The sequence below is a fragment of the Streptomyces sp. NPDC102462 genome (genome assembly GCF_044765425.1).
In the GTDB taxonomy this organism is placed as follows: Bacteria; Actinomycetota; Actinomycetes; order Streptomycetales; family Streptomycetaceae; genus Streptomyces.
This window is the reverse complement of record NZ_JBIWKB010000002.1, coordinates 213,897-232,068: the sequence shown is the minus strand read 5'-3', so window position 1 is coordinate 232,068 and position 18,172 is coordinate 213,897. Positions and strand designations below refer to the sequence as shown.

Sequence of the window (18,172 nt, the reverse complement as noted above, 5' to 3'; positions counted from 1 at the left end):
CGCAGTTCCCCGCGCCCCTGAGGTGGGACCGGCTGGGGTCTCTCGACCGGTACCGGTTTCCGAGAGGTGGGTTGTGGTTCGTCGGCGGGTGCGGCTTGTGGGGGCTGTTCGCGCAGTTCCCCGCGCCCCTGAGGTGGGACCGGCTGGGGTCTCTCGACCGGTACCGGTTTCCGAGAGGTGGGTTGCGGTTCGTCGGCGGGTGCGGCTCGTGGGGGCTGTTCGCGCAGTTCCCCGCGCCCCTGAGGTGGGACCGGCTGGGGTCTCTCGACCGGTACCGGTTTCCGAGAGGTGGGTTGTGGTTCGTCGGCGGGTGCGGCTCGTGGGGGGTGTTCGCGCAGTTCCCCGCGCCCCTGAGGTGGGACCGGTTGAGCCCCTTCGACCGGTACCGGTTTCACCGTGTGCCGCTTCGCATATCCCTGCCTGGTAGTGAAGTTGCGGTCCCGTGGCAGCGGACGCAGCAGGGCCGTGTCTTCCTGTTTCGGGTGGACACGGCCCTTGGCTGTGGTCGGGGCGGGGACGCGGGGCGCGTCCCGGCGGGTCAGTTCTGGACGACCATCGTGCTCGCGGCCTTGTCGTGCCAGCCCTGCTGGCGGCCGGACTTGTCCCAGAACGGGGACAGGTACACGATCAGCTGGCCGATGCCGCAGACGAAGCTGCCGACCATCGGGATGATCCAGCGGATGAACGCCGAGCCGAGGCCGGGCTTCTGACCGGTGTCGGCCTTCACCACGCGCAGGCCGACGGCGAGCTTGCCGAGGGTCGCGCCCACCAGACCGGTCATCAGCCACTCGTAGAGCAGACCGGCGATGGCCAGGACGCCGATGACGGCGCCGAAGGTGGCCGCGAAGTCCGAGCCCGCGTCGTTGATGCAGCTGTTGTAGTTCGCCGCGTTCGGGTCGCAGTCCTTCACCGAGCCGAGGGAGCCGGCGACGCCGATGGCGGCGAAGACGAAGTAGATGATGAACAGGATCACGAAGTCGATCACGCGGGCGCCGAACCGGCGGCCCATCGACGCGACGCGCGGTCCCGCGCCACCGCCCGGGTAGCCGGGCTGCTGCGGGTAGCCGTAGCCCTGCTGCGGCGGGATGCCCGGGGCCTGCGGGTAGCCGTAGCCGGGCTGACCGGGCGGGCCCGGCTGCTGCGGGTAGCCGTAACCCTGCTGGGGATCCTGCGGCGAGCCATAGGGGTTTTGGGGCGAGCCGAAACTCATGGCGGGATTTCCTCCGTTGTACTGCGGGGACGACGCGGATGGCGCGGAGGAACGTCAGAGCATGAGCGGTTTGCCCCCCAACACGGACCGCGATACTGCGCCGTTCATCGTTATGGCTCGGACAAGTCCTTGTCCAGCCGCATTCGCCAGGTGTTGTGCAAGTGCAACATCGGCGATCTTGGACGAACCGGAACCCCCGGGAAGCGGGCGGCCCCGGATTGGAACCAGGGGCCGGTCATCCGGGAGGATGGGGGCCATGACCGCCCAGATTCTCGATGGCAAGGCCACCGCAGCCGAGATCAAGTCCGATCTGACCGCCCGTGTGGCGGCGCTCAAGGAGAAGGGCATCACGCCCGGCCTCGGCACGATCCTGGTAGGGGACGACCCCGGCAGCCAGAAGTACGTCGCCGGCAAGCACCGGGACTGCGCCCAGGTGGGCATCGCCTCCATCCAGCGCGAGCTGCCGGGCACGGCGACGCAGGAGGAGATCGAGGCGGTGGTCCGCGAGCTGAACGAGGACCCCGCCTGCACCGGCTACATCGTCCAGCTGCCGCTGCCCAAGGGCATCGACGAGAACCGCGTCCTGGAGCTGATGGACCCGGACAAGGACGCGGACGGACTGCACCCGATGAACCTGGGCCGTCTCGTCCTGAACGAGCCCGCCCCGCTGCCCTGCACCCCCAACGGCGTGCTGACCCTGCTGCGCCGCCACGGCGTGGAGATCAAGGGCGCCGAGGTGGTGGTCGTCGGCCGCGGCGTGACCATCGGCCGTCCGATGCCGCTGCTGCTCACCCGGCGCAGCGAGAACGCCACGGTCACCCAGTGCCACACCGGCACCCGTGATCTGTCGTCCCACCTCCGGCGCGCGGACATCATCGTCGCGGCGGCCGGTTCCGCCCATCTGATCCGTCCCGAGGACGTCAAGCCGGGCGCAGCGGTCCTGGACGTGGGCGTCTCGCGCAGCGCCGACGGCAAGATCGTCGGCGATGTCCACCCCGGTGTCGCCGAGGTCGCCGGGTGGATCTCCCCGAACCCGGGCGGTGTGGGCCCGATGACCCGCGCGCAGCTGCTCGTCAACGTGGTCGAGGCGGCGGAGCGCAGTGCCGGCTGAGAACACCCACCCGGACGCGGAGACGACGGTCCGCGACGCGATCAGCGCGCCCGATGCCGGCGGGCGCCCCAAGCGGGCCACGCGCCGCTTCCCGCTGTTCACCAGGGACACCGCGCGCCCCGAGGGCGGCGGCCGGGCCGCGTCCGGTGATCTGCCGGCGCCGGCCCGCCAGTGGCCGTTGCTCGTCGTGCTGTCCGCCGTCGCCCTTGGCCTGCTGCTGACCGCGCTCGACGTGGTCCGGTACGGGACGCTGCTGATCGGCGCCGCCCTGCTGGCCGGGGCGGTGCTGCGCTGGGTGCTGCCCGGCGTCGGCATGCTCGCCGTGCGCTCGCGTTTCACGGACATCGCCACCTATGGCGTGCTGGGGCTCGCGATCGTCCTGCTGGCAATGATGGCCCAGCCCAGGCCGTGGCTGGAGATCCCGTTCCTGAAGGACACCCTGCACTTCACGCTGAACCAGTAGGCCCGACGCTTCGGAAGGGGCAGGTCCACCGGGCCGGTGCCCTCGTGGGGAGGGCGGCCCGGCGCCTGCACGGGAGGACGGCGGCCCGTCCCCTCCCCCGAGGAGAGACGAGCCGCCGTCGCGTCTCCACCCTCCCGTGCCACGCGTGGCCTGTTCAACGCCTGTCCGGACGCTGTGGCACGGAAGTGACCGTTCCGGTACGGTGCCGGCGCCCTGCGACAAGGAGGGGCCCGCGGGTGTCTCGACGGCCCCCGTGACGTGCGAGGTCACCGGCGCGTGACCAGTGTGCCGATGTCCCGACAAGTTCGGGGATACGTCGGAAAGCACCCGCACAGCCGGGCTAACGTGGCCAATCGCGACGCTCCGGTGGACCGGGTGCCGGGCGGCGTGCAACGGTGCATGCCCAATGGGTCGATGCTCCCGTGCGCCCCCTCCCACGGAACTGCGATCCTTAGGGGACGCATCCCTGTGGGTAGCCAGAACCGGGGACTGGCGACGGGGTGCCACGCGGGGGAAGCGCGGGGGAGACGCCGGGACCACAACAGCACCGACCGGGGGGAAGAGGGGGAGACCCATGCCTCGTTGGAAAGCCTTGCCCGATGAACTCGATCCGCAGATCAAGGAGTTCGCGAGCCAGCTGCGGCGGCTCGTGGACCGCAGCGGGCTGAGCGTCGCGGCGCTGGCCGACCGCACGGGCTACAGCAAGACGTCCTGGGAGCGTTACCTCAACGGACGGCTCCTCGCGCCGAAGGGCGCGATCGTCGCGCTCGCCGAGGTCACCGGCACCAACCCCCTGCACCTGACCACCATGTGGGAGCTGGCCGAACGCGCCTGGAGCCGTTCGGAGATGCGGCACGACATGACCATGGAGGCGATACGCATCTCCCAGGCGCGCGCCGCGCTCGGTGAGTTCGGCGGGCCTCAGCCCGGCGGGAAGGGGAGTGGCCCGGCCCGCAAGGGCGGCGCGACGGCGACTCCGGGGGTGGCGGGCCCCACGGGCGTGTCCCCGACGGTTCCGCCCCAGCCGGCGGCGCCCGACGCCGACGCGCGCGAGGGGGCCGTGCGGACTTCCGGAACGGGCGTCAACTCCTGGAAGCTGGCCGGGTACCAGGGTCCTTCGCGGGCGGGCGGCCGTCCGCCGGCGTCGTCCGCACCGCCCGCTTCCGTTGCCCCCTCTCCCGGCGCGTCCCCTCACTCCGCGTCCCTTGCCGGTGCAGCCCCGAACAGTGCCGGCTGGGCCCCGGGCGCCCCGGGCCCGTACGGGCAGCCCCCGCAGGGGCCGGGCAGCGGCGCCCCCGCGCCCCGGGGAGCGGGCGGCAAGCGGCGGGCGGCCCTGTTCCTGACGGGACTCGTCGGAGTGCTCGTCGTCATCGCGGCCGTCTTCTTCCTGACCGACGGCGGCGGCGAGAAGCAGAACGAGGGCACGGACAAGTCGCCCTCCCCGTCCGCCAGCACCGCGGCCGACCTGCCGCCCGGGGTCAAGTGCGTGGGCAGCGGCTGCACGGGCAAGGACGCCGAGACCATGGGGTGCAGCGGCGACCTGGTGACCACCGCCAAGACCGCCGCCGTCGGCCCCACCACCGTCGAGGTCCGCTACAGCAAGACCTGCGGAGCGGCGTGGGGACGGATCACCGGCGCCGGGCAGGGCGACGAGGTCCGTATCGCCGCCGGCACCACCAGCCGCAGCGGCGCCGTCACCGAGACCGGTGACACCATCGCGTACACGCCGATGGTGGCCGTGCGGACCGCCGAGGAGGCCAAGGCCTGCGCGACCCTGTCCACGGGGCAGACGGGCTGCACGCCGTAGCGACGGCGAGGGCTACGAGGGCGGCGGGCCCGGGCCGCCGGGGATCCGCGGGGCCGGCGACGCACCCGCCGTGAAGAATCGCCGCCGGATGCGCATGGTCCGCGTCATCGTGGGCACGCGAACCGTACCCCCACGGGATCCGGACTCCGGACTCCCCGAGCGGCGGCCGCCCTTGTCCCAGCTCTCCCGGACGGGCGGCCGCCTCTTCCGTGCGGTCTGTGGGGCGGGCCACACGGGGCGGGCAGTCCGGGATACCGGATGCGCGATAGCCTGACCGCTGGATCTCTCTTGACGCCAAGAGATCGATCAACCGAACCGTGATCGATCATCGCGGCGGGCGCCGGTCACAAGCCGGGCGGGATCCCGTACCCCCGGGGCAGGGACGCCCCACCGCCAGCTGTCATACGGAGAACGCCATGACCCGCACTCCCGTGAACGTCACCGTCACCGGCGCGGCCGGCCAGATCGGTTACGCCCTGCTCTTCCGCATCGCCTCCGGCCAGCTGCTCGGCGCGGACGTGCCGGTCAAGCTGCGCCTCCTGGAGATCACCCCGGCGCTGAAGGCGGCCGAGGGCACGGCCATGGAGCTGGACGACTGCGCGTTCCCGCTCCTGCAGGGCATCGACATCACGGACGACCCGAACGTGGCCTTCGACGGCGCGAACGTCGCCCTCCTCGTCGGCGCCCGGCCGCGCACCAAGGGCATGGAACGCGGTGACCTCCTGGAGGCCAACGGCGGCATCTTCAAGCCGCAGGGCAAGGCCATCAACGACCACGCCGCGGACGACATCAAGATCCTCGTCGTCGGCAACCCGGCCAACACCAACGCGCTCATCGCGCAGGCCGCAGCCCCGGACGTGCCGGCCGAGCGGTTCACCGCGATGACCCGCCTCGACCACAACCGCGCGCTGACCCAGCTCGCGAAGAAGACGGGCTCGACGGTCGCCGACATCAAGCGCCTGACCATCTGGGGCAACCACTCCGCCACCCAGTACCCGGACATCTTCCACGCCACCGTCGCCGGCAAGAACGCCGCCGAGGTCGTGAACGACGAGAAGTGGCTGGCCGAGGAGTTCATCCCGACCGTCGCCAAGCGCGGCGCCGCGATCATCGAGGCCCGGGGCGCCTCCTCCGCGGCCTCCGCCGCCAACGCCGCCGTCGACCACATCCACACCTGGGTCAACGGCACCGCCGAGGGCGACTGGACCTCCATGGGCATCCCGTCGGACGGTTCCTACGGCGTCCCGCAGGGCCTGATCTCCTCCTTCCCGGTCACCGCGAAGGACGGCCGCTACGAGATCGTCCAGGGCCTGGAGATCAACGACTTCTCCCGCGCCCGCATCGACGCCTCCGTCAAGGAGCTCCAGGAGGAGCGCGAGGCGGTCCGCGCCCTCGGCCTCGTCTGACCCCGCACACCGACACCCCCGTCGGCACATCCGGGGCGCGCGTGACGGCGGCCCGTACGACCCCCTTGGGGTGGTACGGGCCGCTGCGTGTTCCGGGGTGGGGCCGGTGTCGTTGCGCGGGGCCGGTCAGGACGCGGGGGTGTTCGGCAGTCGCTTCTCGAACCAGTGGCTGGCGTAGACGTGGTCGACGTACGCCGGGATCTCCGTGTACCCGCACGCCCGGTACATCGCCTGCGCCTCGGTGAGCGAACCGTGCGTGTCCAGCCGTACGACACCCAGCCCGCGCGCCCGCGCCTCGTCCTCCAGACCGGCCAGCAGCCGCCGGGCCAGCCCGAGGCGGCGGGCGTCCGGGTGCACCCACACATGCCGGATCTCGCCCACCCCCGGCTCCAGCCGCCGCAGCGCCCCGCACCCCACCGGCCGCCGCTCCTCATAGGCCACCAGGAACGCGCCGGCCTCCCCGGACACCTCCGCGGGGCCCACCAGGTCCGACTTGTCGAAGCCCTCGGGGAAGGGCGCGTCGATGTCGTCGGCGTACGCGTCCAGGCAGGCGCGGGCGTCCGGCGCGGCGCCGTCCACGACCTCGACGGTGATCCCGGCCAGCCGCAGCAGCCGCTGGGCGGTGGCCATGGCACCGGTCAACTCGGCGCGCTGGTCCGGGGTGAGGCCCTGGAGCAGTCCGGCGGCGAGCGCGTCGGCACGCCGGTTCTGCTCCGCTATCTCGACCCGCCCGGCCGGCGTCGGTTCGACGATCCGCAGCCGGTTGTCGTGCGGCGGGACGCCGACGCGGACCATGCCCTGGGCCTCCAGCGCCCGCGCCATCCGGCTCAGATAGCCGGCGTCCAGGCCCAGCCGGGTGCGCAGTTCGCGCAGGGAGATCCCGTCGCCGATCTCGAACAGCAGACGGGCCTCGCCCAGCGGCCGGTCCTGGCCCAGGTAATGGTCGTCCAAGGCGCCGATCCGGCGCGTGAAGTAGCGATTGAACCGGCGGAGAGCCGCCACGTCGTCCACAGCCACTGGCTCCATAGTTCTTTGACTTTAGTCAAAGAACCCCGGGTCGGTCCATGCTCTGCGGCAGGCCGGGCGCCGTGACGAGTGCTTCCGCGGTGCGCCGCAGCGCCGCGTCCGCCGCGCGCCGCAGACCCCCACCGAACGTGATCCGGGTGGCCCCGAGTCCGCCCAGCTCGGCGGGCGAGGGGCCCTGCCCGTCGAGCCACGCGAGCGCATTGAGCGGTCCCTGGATCCCGGACCGCAGCAGCGGGACCATCGCCGCCGGGGCGCCGATCGGATACACGCAGTCGGCGCCCGCGGCGACATACGCCGCGGCCCGCGCGATGGCCGGCCCGGCATCCGTGACACCGTGGAGGAAGGTGTCCACGCGCGCGTTGACGAACAACTCGTCACCGGCGGCCGAACGCACCGCCGCGAGCCGGTCCGCCTGCTCCTGCGGGTCCTTGAGGACGCCCCCGGTGGAGTCCTCAAGGTTGCAGCCCACTACCCCCGCCTCCAGCAGCCGCTCCACCAGCTCCCGCGGCGCGAGCACGTACCCGTCCTCGACGTCCGCCGACACCGGGACCCGCACCGCGCGGGCGATACGGGCCACCGCCGCGAACATCTCGTCCGCCGGGGTCGACCCGTCCGCGTACCCGAGGGACGCGGCGACGGCCGCGCTGGGCGTGGCGAGCGCGGGGAAACCGGCATCCTCCAGCACCCGGGCGCTCTCCGCGTCCCACGGTCCCGGCAGGATCAGCGGTTCGCCCGGCGGGCGCCGCAGATGCAGCGCGCGGAAGATCTCTGCCTTGCTCACGGGCGATACCCCCCGGGCGGAACGCGACGGCTGACCATCACCCGGTTCCAGCTGTTGATCGCCGTGATCACGGCGATCAGATGGGCGAGTTCGGTCTCGTCGAAGTGCTCGGCGGCCCGCTCGTACACCGCGTCCGGCACGAAGCCCTCCGTGAGCACGGTCACCGCCTCGGTGAGCGCGAGAGCGGCCCGCTCCCGCTCGCCGAAGCGGTCCTCGGCCTCCTCCCAGGCGTTGAGCAACTGGATCCGGTCCTCCGACTCGCCGCCGCGCCGGGCCGCCCCGAGGTGCATGTCCAGGCAGAACGCGCAGTGGTTGAGCTGCGAGGCGCGGATCATCACCAGCTCGGCGAGGGCCGGGTCGGCCAGCCCCCGCTTGGCGGCGGCGGACAGCGCGGACAGGGCCGCGCCGACCGCCGGATCGAGCACCTGTGTACGGATCACGCGTACTGCCCCGGCTGGTAGTGGCCCGGCGTCATCCGCGTGCTCACCCCGAACCGGTTCCAGGCGTTGATCACCGTGATCGCGGCGATCAGCTGCGCCAGCTCGGCCTCCTCGAAGAGTTTGGCGGCCTTCTCGTAGACCTCGTCGGGCACGAAGCCCTCGGTGAGCACGGTGATCGCCTCGGTCAGCTCGATCGCCGCCAGCTCCTTCTCCGTGTAGAAGTGCCGCGACTCCTCCCACGCGCTCAGCTGCACGATCCGCTCGACGCTCTCGCCGGCCGCGAGGGCGTCCTTGGTGTGCATGTCGAGGCAGAACGCGCAGTGGTTGATCTGCGAGGCCCGGATCTTCACCAGCTCGTACAGCTTGGGGTCAAGCCCCTGCTTGGCCGCGGTGTCCAGCCGGATCATCGCCTTGTACACGTCCGGGGCGAGCTCGGCCATGCGCAGGCGGGGTGCGATTTCGGGTGCGTACTGAGTGCTTTCCTGTGCGGTCATGTCCTCGACTCTAGAAGCCGGGCAGCCCAGGAGTATGGTCCATTTCCATGGCGGAATCCTGGGCCACTTTGGGCATCGACCTGCATCTGGAACCGACCGGCCCGCACGGCCTGCGGCGCGGCCTCACCGACGCGCTGCGCGACGCCGTCCGCACCGGCCGCCTCGCCCCCGGCACCCGGCTGCCCTCCTCGCGCAGCCTCGCCGCCGACCTCGGCATCGCCCGCAACACCGTCGCCGACGCCTACGCCGACCTGGTCGCCGAGGGCTGGCTCACCGCCCGCCAGGGCTCGGGCACCCGGGTGGCCACGGGGATGGCGTCCCCGGCCGGCCCGGCCGGTGCTGCCGTCCCGGCGGTCGGCCGGCCGCCACGCCGCCGCGCCGTCGACCGGCCCACCCACAACCTCGCCCCCGGCACCCCCGACCTGTCCGCCTTCCCGCGCACCGCATGGCTCAAGGCCGCCCGCCGCGCCCTGGCCACCGCCCCCAACGACGCCCTCGGCTACGGCGACCCCCGCGGCCGGCCCGAACTGCGCACCGCCCTCGCCGGCTACCTCGCCCGCTCCCGCGGCGTCCGCGCCGACCCCGAGAACATCCTGGTGTGCGCCGGGTTCGCGCAAGGCCTGAAGATCCTCACCGCGGTGCTGCGCGCCCGCGGCGTCCACACGGTCGCCGTCGAGTCCTACGGCCTCTTCGTCCACTGGGACCTGCTGGCCGCCGGCCGCCTGACCACACGCCCGCTGCCGTACGACGACCTGGGCACCGATACCCGCGCCCTCGCGGACGCGGGCGCGGGCGCCGTGCTGCTCACGCCCGCCCACCAGTTCCCGATGGGCACGGCCCTGCACCCCGACCGGCGGGCCGCCGCGGTGGACTGGGCGCGGCGCACCGGCGGCCTGGTTCTGGAGGACGACTACGACGGCGAGTTCCGCTACGACCGCCAGCCCGTCGGCGCGCTCCAGGGACTGGCCCCCGACCATGTCGTCCACCTCGGCACCGCCAGCAAGTCCCTCGCCCCCGGCCTGCGGCTCGGCTGGATGGTGCTGCCGCCGTCCCTCGTCGACGAGTGCACCGCGGCCAAGGGCCACAGCGACAGCTGCGGGGTGCTGGACCAGCTCACCCTGGCCGAGTTCATCGCCTCCGGCGCCTACGACCGTCATGTGCGCGCCGCCCGGCTGCGCTACCGGCGCCGCCGCGACACCCTCGTCACCGCCCTCGCCGTCCGCGCCCCCGAGGTCCAGGTCACCGGCATCGCGGCCGGCCTGCACGCCGTCCTGCGTCTGCCGTCCGGCACCGAGCAGTCGGTGGTCCAGGCCGCCGCCTGGCAGGGACTGGCCCTGCACGGCCTGGCCACCTACCGCCACGAACACTCCGTCACCGCGCCCCTCGACGCCCTGGTCGTCGGCTACGGAACCCCACCGGACCACGCCTGGACAACAGCCCTTGAGTCCCTGTGCCGCGTCCTGCCCTGATCTGCGGCCGGTTCCCCACGGGGCGTTGCGGGGTGCGCGGGGCGTGCTGGGGGCGCGACACGGACGACCGACGGCACATCGCGGCGCATTAAGCGGAGCGCTCAGGGCGTTGCCGGGCGGGGGTCCGGAACCGGGGGCTCTCCGAAGCGGGCCAGGGTCAGGGCTCCGGCGACCGCCACCGCGAAGCCCAGCACCGCGAGCCAGGCCAGGCCCTCGCGGGTGCGATCGCCCAGCCACACCACGCCCACCGCGGCCGGGCCGATCGTCTCGCCGATCACCATCCCGGCGGTGGCCGTGGTCACCGAGCCGCGCTGGAGGGCCGAGGTCAGCAGCAGGAACGCGGCCGCCCCGCCGAACAGCAGGGCGTAGGCGGCCGGATCGGTGAACAGGGCCGCCGGCGCCAGGTCATTGATCAGCCGCACCGCCACCTCCACCACCCCGAACCCGAAACCCGCACCCAGCCCGAGCAACAGCGCCCGGCCCCGCCCCCGCAACCGCCCGCCGACCGCGCCCAGCAGCAGCACCGCCATGGCCGCCGCCGGCATCGCATACCGCAACGCCGCCGGGCCGTTCCGGCGTCCCTCCGCCCCGGAGGCCAGCCCCAGCATCGCCAGCCCGGCACACACCACCGCCACCGCGACCCACTCCGCCCGGCTCAGCCGCACCCGCAGCAGCCGCGCCGCGACCACCGCGGTCACCGCCAGACTCGACGCCAGCGCCGCGCCGACCGCATAGATCGGGATGGACCGCAGCGCCGCGATCTGCAGCAGGAACCCGAGACCGTCCAGCCCCAGACCGACCAGATACCGCCACTGCCGCAGCGCCCGCAGCAGCAGCGCCGCGTCCCCGCCCGCACCGGTGCCCGCGGCCCGGCGCGCGGCCATCGCCTGCAACACGGTCGCCGTCCCGAAACAGACCGCCGCGCCCAGGGCGCACACCATTCCGAAGAGCACGAAGCGACTGTAGGGGAGCCGGCAGACCCGGGGCCTGATCCGAGCCCGCCTCTCACCGGACTCTCGCCTCGGAAAACCGGACCGCGGACGGCCGGCGGCGCATCGCGGTCTGTCCGGCGGAGCGCTCAGCGGGCCACAACCGCCCGCAACTGATCGAGCCCCCAGTCCAGGTCCTCCTTCTCGATCACCAGGGGCGGCGCGATCCGGATCGTCGAGCCGTGCGCGTCCTTCACCAGCACGCCACGGTCCATCAGCCGCTCCGCGACCTGCCGTCCCGTCCCGAGCGCCGGCGCCACATCGACCCCCGCCCACAGCCCGCGCCCGCGCACCGCCGTCACCGCGCCGGTGCCGAGCAGCGCGCCCAGCTCACGGTGCAGATGCTCGCCCAGCTCCGCCGCGCGCGCCTGGTACTCGCCCGACCGCAGCATCGCGATCACTTCCAGCGCCACCGCGCAGGCCAGCGGGTTACCGCCGAACGTCGACCCGTGCTGCCCCGGCCGGAACACCCCCAGCACCTCCGCGCCCGACACCACCGCCGACACCGGCACGATCCCGCCGCCCAGCGCCTTCCCCAGCAGATACACATCCGGCACCACCCCCTCGTGCTCGCACGCGAAGGTCCGCCCGGTCCGGCCCAGCCCCGACTGGATCTCATCCGCGATGAACAGCACGTTCCGCTCCCGGGTCAGCTCCCGCACCGCCGGCAGATAACCGGCCGGCGGCACGATCACACCCGCCTCGCCCTGGATCGGCTCCAGCAGCACCCCGACCGTGTTCTCGGTGAGCGCCGCCCGCATCGCGGTCAGGTCCCCGTACGGCACGATCTCGAAGCCCGGCGTGTACGGCCCGAAGTCCGCCCGTGCCTCCGGTTCCGTGGAGAAGCTGATGACCGTCGTCGTACGGCCATGGAAGTTGCCCCCGGCGACCACGATCTTCGCCATCTCCGCGGGCACCCCCTTCACCCGGTAGCCCCACTTGCGGGCCGTCTTCACCGCGGTTTCCACCGCCTCCACCCCGGTGTTCATCGGCAGCACCAGCTCCATGCCGCACAGCTCGGCCAGCTCGGCGCAGAACGCGGCGAACCGGTCGTGGTGGAACGCCCGCGACGTCAGCGTCACCCGGTCCAGCTGCGCCTTGGCCGCCGCCACCAGCCGCGGGTGACCGTGCCCGAAGTTCAGCGCGGAGTAGCCGGCCAGCAGATCGAGGTAGCGCCGGTCCTCGACATCCGTCATCCAGGCCCCGTCCGCGGTGGCCACGACCACCGGCAGCGGGCGGTAGGTGTGCGCACTGTGGGCGTCGGCGGCGGCGATGAGCCGCTCCGTAGCGTTCACGGGAACTCCAGTGGGCCAGAGTGTCGGATTCGTCCCCCTCCCATCCTCGCTCCCGGGCCGCACCGGGAGCCGTCAGCAACATGCGACCACCGCCGCGCGTGCCCGTCCGATGCGCCCGGTAGGCTGACGGCGGGCCGTGACTGGCGCGCTGGGATGGGATGGACCATCGGGGAGCGGCCCAGCCACTTTGAGTGCCGTGCGCCTGGGCCGAGCCGTGAACGCTGTATGTACGCCGTCCGGAGGTCCCCATGCCAGAGCAGCCCCTGTCTCCTCTCTCCTCGTCTCTCTCTTCGTCTCTCTCCGCCGAGTCCACCGCCTTCCGTGCCGCCCTCGATGTCATCCGTGCCGTCGAACCGCGCGTGGCCGACGCCATCGGCCAGGAGGTCGCCGACCAGCGCGAGATGCTGAAGCTGATCGCCTCCGAGAACTACGCCTCCCCGGCCACCCTCCTGGCGATGGGCAACTGGCTCAGCGACAAGTACGCCGAGGGCACCATCGGCCGCCGCTTCTACGCAGGCTGCCGCAATGTCGACACCGTGGAGTCGATCGCCGCGGGGCACGCCAAGGAGCTGTTCGGCGCCCGTCACGCCTATGTCCAGCCGCACTCCGGCATCGACGCCAACCTCGTCGCCTTCTGGGCCGTTCTCGCACAGCGCGTCGAGGCACCCGCCCTGGAGAAGGCCGGCGTCCGCCAGATCAACGACCTCTCCGAGGCGGACTGGGCCGAACTCCGCCAGTCCTTCGGCAACCAGCGCATGCTCGGCATGTCCCTGGACGCCGGTGGTCACCTCACCCATGGCTTCCGCCCGAACATCTCCGGCAAGATGTTCGACCAGCGTTCCTACGGCACCGACCCGGCCACCGGCCTCATCGACTACGAGGCCCTGCGCGCCTCCGCCCGCGAGTTCAAGCCGCTGATCATCGTCGCCGGGTACTCCGCCTACCCCCGTCTCGTGAACTTCCGGATCATGCGGGAGATCGCCGACGAGGTCGGCGCCACGCTCATGGTGGACATGGCCCACTTCGCCGGTCTCGTCGCCGGCAAGGTCCTCACCGGAGACTTCGATCCGGTCCCGCACGCCCAGATCGTCACCACCACCACGCACAAGTCGCTGCGCGGGCCGCGCGGCGGCATGGTCCTGTGCGACGACTCCCTCAAGGACCAGGTCGACCGCGGCTGCCCGATGGTGCTCGGCGGCCCCCTGCCGCATGTCATGGCGGCCAAGGCCGTGGCCCTCGCCGAGGCCCGCCACCCCTCCTTCCGGGACTACGCCCAGCGGATCGTCGACAACTCCCGGGCGCTGGCGGAGGGCCTGATGAGCCGGGGCGCCACCCTGGTCACCGGCGGTAGCGACAACCATCTCAATCTGATCGACGTCGCCGCCTCCTACGGCCTCACCGGCCGCCAGGCCGAGGCCGCACTGCTGGAGTCCGGCATCGTCACCAACCGCAACGCGATCCCGGCCGACCCCAACGGCGCCTGGTACACCTCCGGAATCCGTATCGGTACCCCGGCCCTGACCACGCGTGGCCTGGGCACCGCTGAGATGGACGAGGTCGCCGGCCTCATCGACCGTGTCCTGACCACCGCCGAGCCCGGGACCACGAGCAAGGGCACCCCGTCCAAGGCCCAGCACGTCCTCGACCCGAAGATCGCGGACGAGATCTCGCACCGCGCCTCCGACCTGGTGGCCGGGTTCCCGCTGTACCCGCAGGTCGACCTCGGCTGACCTCCGCCCGAGAACCGGGCTCGGGATTCCCCATGCCCGGTCGGGAGTCGCCTGCCGCCCGGGGACCGATCAAGCTCCCTTCGTGGTTCCTCCCATGGCGGTCCGGCCCGGCGCCGGGCCGCCGGACGGCGGTATCGGGGAGCCGGCGCCGACGACCGGTCCGGGGCCGTGTCCGCGTGCGCTCTCACATGTCCCGCAGTTCCTGCCTGGGTCCCGGCTCCCGGTCACCGCGCCGCAGGGCCGGTGCCAGCCGTGGCACCAGGGACCGCAGCACCAGTGCAAGAGCGGCACCCCCCGCCGCGCCCCGTATCGCCCACCACCAGTCGGTGCCGTCCTCCCCGGTTTCGATCGAGACCGTGGTGGTCGACTCCTCGGTCCGGTCCGCCGTGCCGGGGCTCTCCGACTCCCATGGGCCCGGGAAGATACCGGTGTAGCCCGCCTGCCTGTTCTTGTTGCTCATCACGCCCAACTTCCCCAGCAAGGCGCGCAGTTGGTCGGGGTGTTCGGCGCGGTGCCAGTAGCCGTTCAGTGATTCGGACACATGGGCCGCCGTGTGGATCCAGACCGCCCCCGACTTGGAGTCCGTGGGGAAGACCCGGTCCATGCGCCAGGGCCATATGTCGTGCGCCAGCCAGGTCACATTGATCTGACGGGCGGAGTCCGGCTCTGCCTCGGGCGGCCTCTCGCGCGAACCCCGGTTCTCCGGGCCCAGCAGCCGCTGGAGTTGTCCGTATTCCTCATCCGAGAAGTACCGCGCGGCGGTTTCCCCGCTCTGGGGCGAGGTCACCAGCACACTGGTCGGACCGCCCGCCACCGCGGTCGACGCTCCCCACAACAACAGCCCGAGCAGGACGGCCACCATCCCGCTCAGCGCCGTCAGTTCACGAACCCTGCCTCTCGCCATCCGATCCCCCTACCGGTCAAAGCCCTGCGGCCCGCCCGCGAGCCGTATGTCACTTCTGGTACACCGCCCGAACCGCCGGGGTTCCCCTCCCGCACGCACTATTTCGAGGAACCCGATGCCGGCGGCGCCGAGGAGGCCGCGAAGCCCTCGGACCCGCGCGGTTCGGCCTGCCCGGCGGACAGCCCGGACAGCCCGGACATCGTGACGAGCGACCTCGCGATCCGCACCGCCCTCGCCCGCGACTCCACGCCCTCCAGACGCAGCGTCACCGCCCCGTCCCGCGCTCCGCCCGACCCGGCCCCGCTTTCGGACCCGCCGGGGCCCGTCCCGGCGTCCGCCCCCGCGTGGTGGATCCACAGCAGGGTCGGCCCCGCCGTGCGCACCTGACGCCGATAGCGGTCGCCGTCCGCGTCCACCAGCCAGAACTTCAGCAGGTGCGGCAGCGGGAACCACAGCGCGTAGTCGGGCATGTCCTGCGCCGACGAAGCCGGACGCAGATCGATCCACTCCGGTCGCTCGCGCACGGTCTTGGAGAAGCCGGCATCCAGGCTCGCCGGGAACGCGTCGAGCCGGACGACATGACCCCGCTCACGCCAGCACATGCCGAGCACCGGCCGCCGGCCCGGCCCGCCGGTCACGGTCACCGAGTCCGGCACCCCGAGCGCGCCGGGCACCAGCGGCTCGAACCCGGCCCGCTGCCTCGCCTGCCCGAGGGACAGCGAGCGGCCGCAGCCGGGCACCTCGGAACCGGGGGAGGGCACCGCCGACGGGTCGTAGCGCACCTCGACGCCACCGAAGCCGAACCAGTCGTAGACCGCCGCACGCACCGGGGGCGTGAGCGCGAGCACCGCCAGCAGACCGCACAGCGTCGCCGTCAGCGAACGCCACCGCAGCCGCGTCCAGCGCCGGACCGCGCGCAGCCGCCCCCTCGCACCCGCGGGCTCGGCCACCGGGACCGGCACCCGCTCGGCCAGTATCTGCCCGAGCACCCGCTCGGCCATCGTCTCGGAGCCGGTCGCCCCCGCGGCACCGTCGCCGCCGGGCGCGCCCAGTGACCGGCCCAGTGCCCGCAGCTCCTCCGGCAGCCGGGCGGCGGCGGACCCGCCGGACCGTCCACGGTCCCGCCCGCGTGGGCCCCGGCCGCGCAGGCCCCGGCCCCGGGCGTCCCCGAAGGCTCGCCCGCCTTCGCCGTCGTACGGCTCAGTCACGCTCCTCACCCCCTTCCCGGGGCTCGAATTCCGGCAGCAGCCGGCCCAGCTTCCGCAGGGCGCGGTTCAGCCGGGACTTCACCGTCCCCCGGGGCCAGCCGAGTGTCTGGGCGGTCTCCGGCTCGTCCATCTCCAGGAGATAGCGGTAGGTGACGACCAGGCGGTGCTCCTCGCTGAGCTGGTCCAGGGCGGCCAGGAGGGCCGCGCGGCGCTCCGTGCGGAGCGTGGCGACCGCCGGGTCCGCCGTCTCCGGTATCAGCGGCTCGGCCTCCACGAAGGCCGCCTCCCGGCCGGCGAGCGTGCGCTGCCGCGCCGCCGTCCGCACTGTGTTCCTCGTCTCATTGGCGACGATCGACAGCAGCCAGGGCCTGAACGCCGCGCCGTCCTTGAATCGGCCCAGCGCGCAGTACGCCTTGACGAACGCCTGCTGCACCACGTCCTCCGCGTCCGCACCCGCCCCGAGTGCCGCCGCCGCCCGCAGGGCGATGCCCGTGTGGGCCCGCACCAGCTCCGCGTACGCCTCCGGCTCTCCGGCGCGTACACGTGCGATCACCGCGGCCTCATCGACGATGCGGCCCCCCTCCCGCGTCCTCACGCTCTTGATACACCGCCCAGGACGAATCGGTTCCCACCCGTTTCCGATCGGTTCGGGATCGGGCCGCGACACCTGAGAGAATGGTGAACATGGCTTCAGACAGTCCCCGCGTGCTCTCCGGAATCCAGCCGACCGCAGGCTCGTTCCACCTCGGCAACTACCTCGGCGCCGTTCGTCAGTGGGTGGCCCTGCAGGAGTCCCACGACGCGTTCTACATGGTTGTCGACCTGCACGCGATCACGGTCCCGCAGGACCCGAGGGAACTGCGCGCGAACACCCGGCTCGCCACCGCCCAGCTCCTCGCGGCCGGTCTCGACCCGGAGCGCTGCACGCTCTTCGTCCAGAGCCACGTCCCCGAGCACGCCCAGCTCGCGTGGGTCATGAACTGCCTCACCGGCTTCGGCGAGGCCTCCCGCATGACCCAGTTCAAGGACAAGTCCGCCAGACACGGTGCCGACCGCGCCTCCGTCGGCCTGTTCACCTACCCGATCCTCCAGGTCGCCGACATCCTGCTCTACCAGGCCAACGAGGTCCCGGTCGGCGAGGACCAGCGCCAGCACGTCGAGCTGACCCGTGACCTCGCGACGCGTTTCAACGGCCGTTTCGGCGAGACCTTCACCGTGCCGAAGCCGTACATCCTGAAGGAGACGGCGAAGATCTACGACCTTCAGGAGCCGTCCGTCAAGATGAGCAAGTCGGCCTCCACGCCGAAGGGCCTCATCAACCTCCTCGACGATCCCAAGGCCACCGCCAAGAAGGTCAGGAGCGCGGTCACCGACACCGGCACGGTCGTCCGCTACGACGTCGAGAACAAGCCGGGCGTGAGCAACCTGCTCACGATCTACTCGACGCTCACCGGCACGGGCGTGGCCGAGCTGGAGGCGAAGTACGAGGGCAAGGGGTACGGGGCGCTCAAGACCGACCTCGCCGAGGTCATGGTGGAGTTCGTGACGCCGTTCAGGGAGCGCACCCAGCAGTACCTGGACGACCCCGAGACGCTCGACTCCATCCTCGCCAAGGGCGCGGAGAAGGCGCGCGCCGTCGCCGCGGAGACCCTGGCCCGCGCCTACGACCGGGTGGGCTTCCTGCCCGCGAAGCACTGAGGCGCACCACCGCACACGGGCCTTCGGGCAGAGCGCCGCACATCACTTCGGCTGCGCCTGCCCACGGCACAGCCGTGGCCGTACAGTCGATAGCCGGACGGCTGAGTACGAATCCGGCAACCCAGCCGAGACGACGACAGG

The 18,172-nt window shown here is 72.5% G+C and carries 17 protein-coding genes and 1 riboswitch; of the genes, 7 read left to right on the top strand and 10 right to left on the bottom strand.

Annotated features, from left to right (window positions below):
- Positions 1 to 538 precede the first annotated feature (538 nt).
- Positions 539 to 1,210, bottom strand: coding sequence for an RDD family protein (locus ACIRFL_RS03235; RefSeq protein WP_404023445.1), 672 nt, complete (start codon positions 1,208 to 1,210; stop codon positions 539 to 541).
- Positions 1,211 to 1,466: 256 nt separating this feature from the next.
- On the opposite strand from ACIRFL_RS03235, the gene ACIRFL_RS03230 reads away from it, so the two are divergent.
- The 4 genes from ACIRFL_RS03230 to ACIRFL_RS03215 all read left to right on the top strand — a co-directional run bounded on the left by ACIRFL_RS03230 (position 1,467) and on the right by ACIRFL_RS03215 (position 5,997).
- On the top strand, positions 1,467 to 2,321 hold the full coding sequence (locus ACIRFL_RS03230) for a bifunctional methylenetetrahydrofolate dehydrogenase/methenyltetrahydrofolate cyclohydrolase (protein WP_404023443.1): 855 nt from the start codon (positions 1,467 to 1,469) through the stop codon (positions 2,319 to 2,321).
- Positions 2,311 to 2,784, top strand: coding sequence for a DUF3017 domain-containing protein (locus tag ACIRFL_RS03225; RefSeq protein ID WP_404023442.1), 474 nt, complete (start codon positions 2,311 to 2,313; stop codon positions 2,782 to 2,784). The genes ACIRFL_RS03230 and ACIRFL_RS03225 overlap by 11 nt, the downstream gene beginning before the upstream one ends.
- A 574-nt stretch (positions 2,785 to 3,358) precedes the next feature.
- The gene (locus ACIRFL_RS03220) at positions 3,359 to 4,591 is read left to right on the top strand and encodes a helix-turn-helix domain-containing protein (RefSeq protein WP_404023441.1); all 1,233 of its coding nucleotides are present in this window, start codon (positions 3,359 to 3,361) and stop codon (positions 4,589 to 4,591) included.
- A 416-nt stretch (positions 4,592 to 5,007) separates the two neighbouring features.
- Complete coding sequence (locus ACIRFL_RS03215; RefSeq protein WP_404023440.1) at positions 5,008 to 5,997, top strand: malate dehydrogenase; 990 nt, start codon at positions 5,008 to 5,010, stop codon at positions 5,995 to 5,997.
- A gap of 126 nt (positions 5,998 to 6,123) precedes the next feature.
- Here ACIRFL_RS03215 and ACIRFL_RS03210 read toward each other — a convergent pair whose 3' ends face one another.
- Genes ACIRFL_RS03210 through ACIRFL_RS03195 form a run of 4 tightly spaced genes read right to left on the bottom strand, consistent with a single transcriptional unit; the run spans position 6,124 to position 8,738 of the window.
- Entirely contained in the window at positions 6,124 to 7,023 is a 900-nt protein-coding gene (locus tag ACIRFL_RS03210; protein WP_404023438.1) for a GNAT family N-acetyltransferase, read from the bottom strand.
- 16 nt (positions 7,024 to 7,039) lie between these two features.
- Positions 7,040 to 7,804 carry an isocitrate lyase/phosphoenolpyruvate mutase family protein gene (locus tag ACIRFL_RS03205; RefSeq protein WP_404023437.1) on the bottom strand — a complete coding sequence of 255 codons (765 nt, stop codon included), beginning with the start codon at positions 7,802 to 7,804 and terminating at the stop codon, positions 7,040 to 7,042.
- Positions 7,801 to 8,244: a carboxymuconolactone decarboxylase family protein gene (locus tag ACIRFL_RS03200; protein ID WP_404023436.1), complete on the bottom strand. Its 444-nt coding sequence runs from the start codon at positions 8,242 to 8,244 to the stop codon at positions 7,801 to 7,803. The genes ACIRFL_RS03205 and ACIRFL_RS03200 overlap by 4 nt, the downstream gene beginning before the upstream one ends.
- The gene (locus ACIRFL_RS03195) at positions 8,241 to 8,738 is read right to left on the bottom strand and encodes a carboxymuconolactone decarboxylase family protein (RefSeq protein WP_404023435.1); all 498 of its coding nucleotides are present in this window, start codon (positions 8,736 to 8,738) and stop codon (positions 8,241 to 8,243) included. The genes ACIRFL_RS03200 and ACIRFL_RS03195 overlap by 4 nt, the downstream gene beginning before the upstream one ends.
- A 47-nt stretch (positions 8,739 to 8,785) precedes the next feature.
- On the opposite strand from ACIRFL_RS03195, the gene ACIRFL_RS03190 reads away from it, so the two are divergent.
- Positions 8,786 to 10,207 carry a PLP-dependent aminotransferase family protein gene (locus tag ACIRFL_RS03190; RefSeq protein ID WP_404023434.1) on the top strand — a complete coding sequence of 474 codons (1,422 nt, stop codon included), beginning with the start codon at positions 8,786 to 8,788 and terminating at the stop codon, positions 10,205 to 10,207.
- 101 nt (positions 10,208 to 10,308) lie between these two features.
- Here ACIRFL_RS03190 and ACIRFL_RS03185 read toward each other — a convergent pair whose 3' ends face one another.
- Positions 10,309 to 11,148, bottom strand: a complete 840-nt coding sequence (locus ACIRFL_RS03185; RefSeq protein ID WP_404023577.1) for a DMT family transporter — start codon at positions 11,146 to 11,148, stop codon at positions 10,309 to 10,311.
- Between the two features lie 137 nt (positions 11,149 to 11,285).
- Positions 11,286 to 12,491: an ornithine--oxo-acid transaminase gene (rocD, locus tag ACIRFL_RS03180; RefSeq protein ID WP_404023433.1), complete on the bottom strand. Its 1,206-nt coding sequence runs from the start codon at positions 12,489 to 12,491 to the stop codon at positions 11,286 to 11,288.
- Positions 12,492 to 12,617: 126 nt separating this feature from the next.
- Positions 12,618 to 12,706: riboswitch (ZMP/ZTP riboswitch) on the top strand.
- 33 nt (positions 12,707 to 12,739) lie between these two features.
- Here rocD and ACIRFL_RS03175 point away from each other — a divergent pair.
- Entirely contained in the window at positions 12,740 to 14,221 is a 1,482-nt protein-coding gene (locus ACIRFL_RS03175; protein ID WP_404023431.1) for a glycine hydroxymethyltransferase, read from the top strand.
- Between the two features lie 184 nt (positions 14,222 to 14,405).
- On the opposite strand, the gene ACIRFL_RS03170 is transcribed toward ACIRFL_RS03175, so the two are convergent.
- The 3 genes from ACIRFL_RS03170 to ACIRFL_RS03160 form a co-directional block, all read right to left on the bottom strand.
- Entirely contained in the window at positions 14,406 to 15,125 is a 720-nt protein-coding gene (locus tag ACIRFL_RS03170) for a hypothetical protein (RefSeq protein WP_404023429.1), read from the bottom strand.
- A 98-nt stretch (positions 15,126 to 15,223) separates the two neighbouring features.
- A complete protein-coding gene (locus ACIRFL_RS03165; protein WP_404023576.1) occupies positions 15,224 to 16,273 on the bottom strand; it encodes a hypothetical protein in 1,050 nt (349 codons plus the stop codon).
- 52 nt (positions 16,274 to 16,325) lie between these two features.
- Positions 16,326 to 16,928 carry an RNA polymerase sigma factor gene (locus ACIRFL_RS03160; RefSeq protein WP_404023427.1) on the bottom strand — a complete coding sequence of 201 codons (603 nt, stop codon included), beginning with the start codon at positions 16,926 to 16,928 and terminating at the stop codon, positions 16,326 to 16,328.
- Between the two features lie 89 nt (positions 16,929 to 17,017).
- On the opposite strand from ACIRFL_RS03160, the gene trpS reads away from it, so the two are divergent.
- Positions 17,018 to 18,031: a tryptophan--tRNA ligase gene (trpS, locus tag ACIRFL_RS03155; RefSeq protein WP_404023426.1), complete on the top strand. Its 1,014-nt coding sequence runs from the start codon at positions 17,018 to 17,020 to the stop codon at positions 18,029 to 18,031.
- Positions 18,032 to 18,172 lie beyond the last annotated feature (141 nt).

Excerpts from the sequence above, each read along its gene's own strand:
- ACIRFL_RS03235 (WP_404023445.1), bottom strand. The coding sequence starts at position 1,210 with ATGAGTTTCGGCTCGCCCCAAAACCCCTATGGCTCGCCGCAGGATCCC.
- ACIRFL_RS03230 (WP_404023443.1), top strand. The coding sequence starts at position 1,467 with ATGACCGCCCAGATTCTCGATGGCAAGGCCACCGCAGCCGAGATCAAG.
- ACIRFL_RS03220 (WP_404023441.1), top strand. The coding sequence starts at position 3,359 with ATGCCTCGTTGGAAAGCCTTGCCCGATGAACTCGATCCGCAGATCAAG.
- ACIRFL_RS03215 (WP_404023440.1), top strand. The coding sequence starts at position 5,008 with ATGACCCGCACTCCCGTGAACGTCACCGTCACCGGCGCGGCCGGCCAG.
- ACIRFL_RS03210 (WP_404023438.1), bottom strand. The coding sequence starts at position 7,023 with ATGGAGCCAGTGGCTGTGGACGACGTGGCGGCTCTCCGCCGGTTCAAT.
- ACIRFL_RS03195 (WP_404023435.1), bottom strand. The coding sequence starts at position 8,738 with ATGACCGCACAGGAAAGCACTCAGTACGCACCCGAAATCGCACCCCGC.
- ACIRFL_RS03190 (WP_404023434.1), top strand. The coding sequence starts at position 8,786 with ATGGCGGAATCCTGGGCCACTTTGGGCATCGACCTGCATCTGGAACCG.
- ACIRFL_RS03185 (WP_404023577.1), bottom strand. The coding sequence starts at position 11,148 with ATGGTGTGCGCCCTGGGCGCGGCGGTCTGTTTCGGGACGGCGACCGTG.
- ACIRFL_RS03175 (WP_404023431.1), top strand. The coding sequence starts at position 12,740 with ATGCCAGAGCAGCCCCTGTCTCCTCTCTCCTCGTCTCTCTCTTCGTCT.
- ACIRFL_RS03170 (WP_404023429.1), bottom strand. The coding sequence starts at position 15,125 with ATGGCGAGAGGCAGGGTTCGTGAACTGACGGCGCTGAGCGGGATGGTG.
- trpS (WP_404023426.1), top strand. The coding sequence starts at position 17,018 with ATGGCTTCAGACAGTCCCCGCGTGCTCTCCGGAATCCAGCCGACCGCA.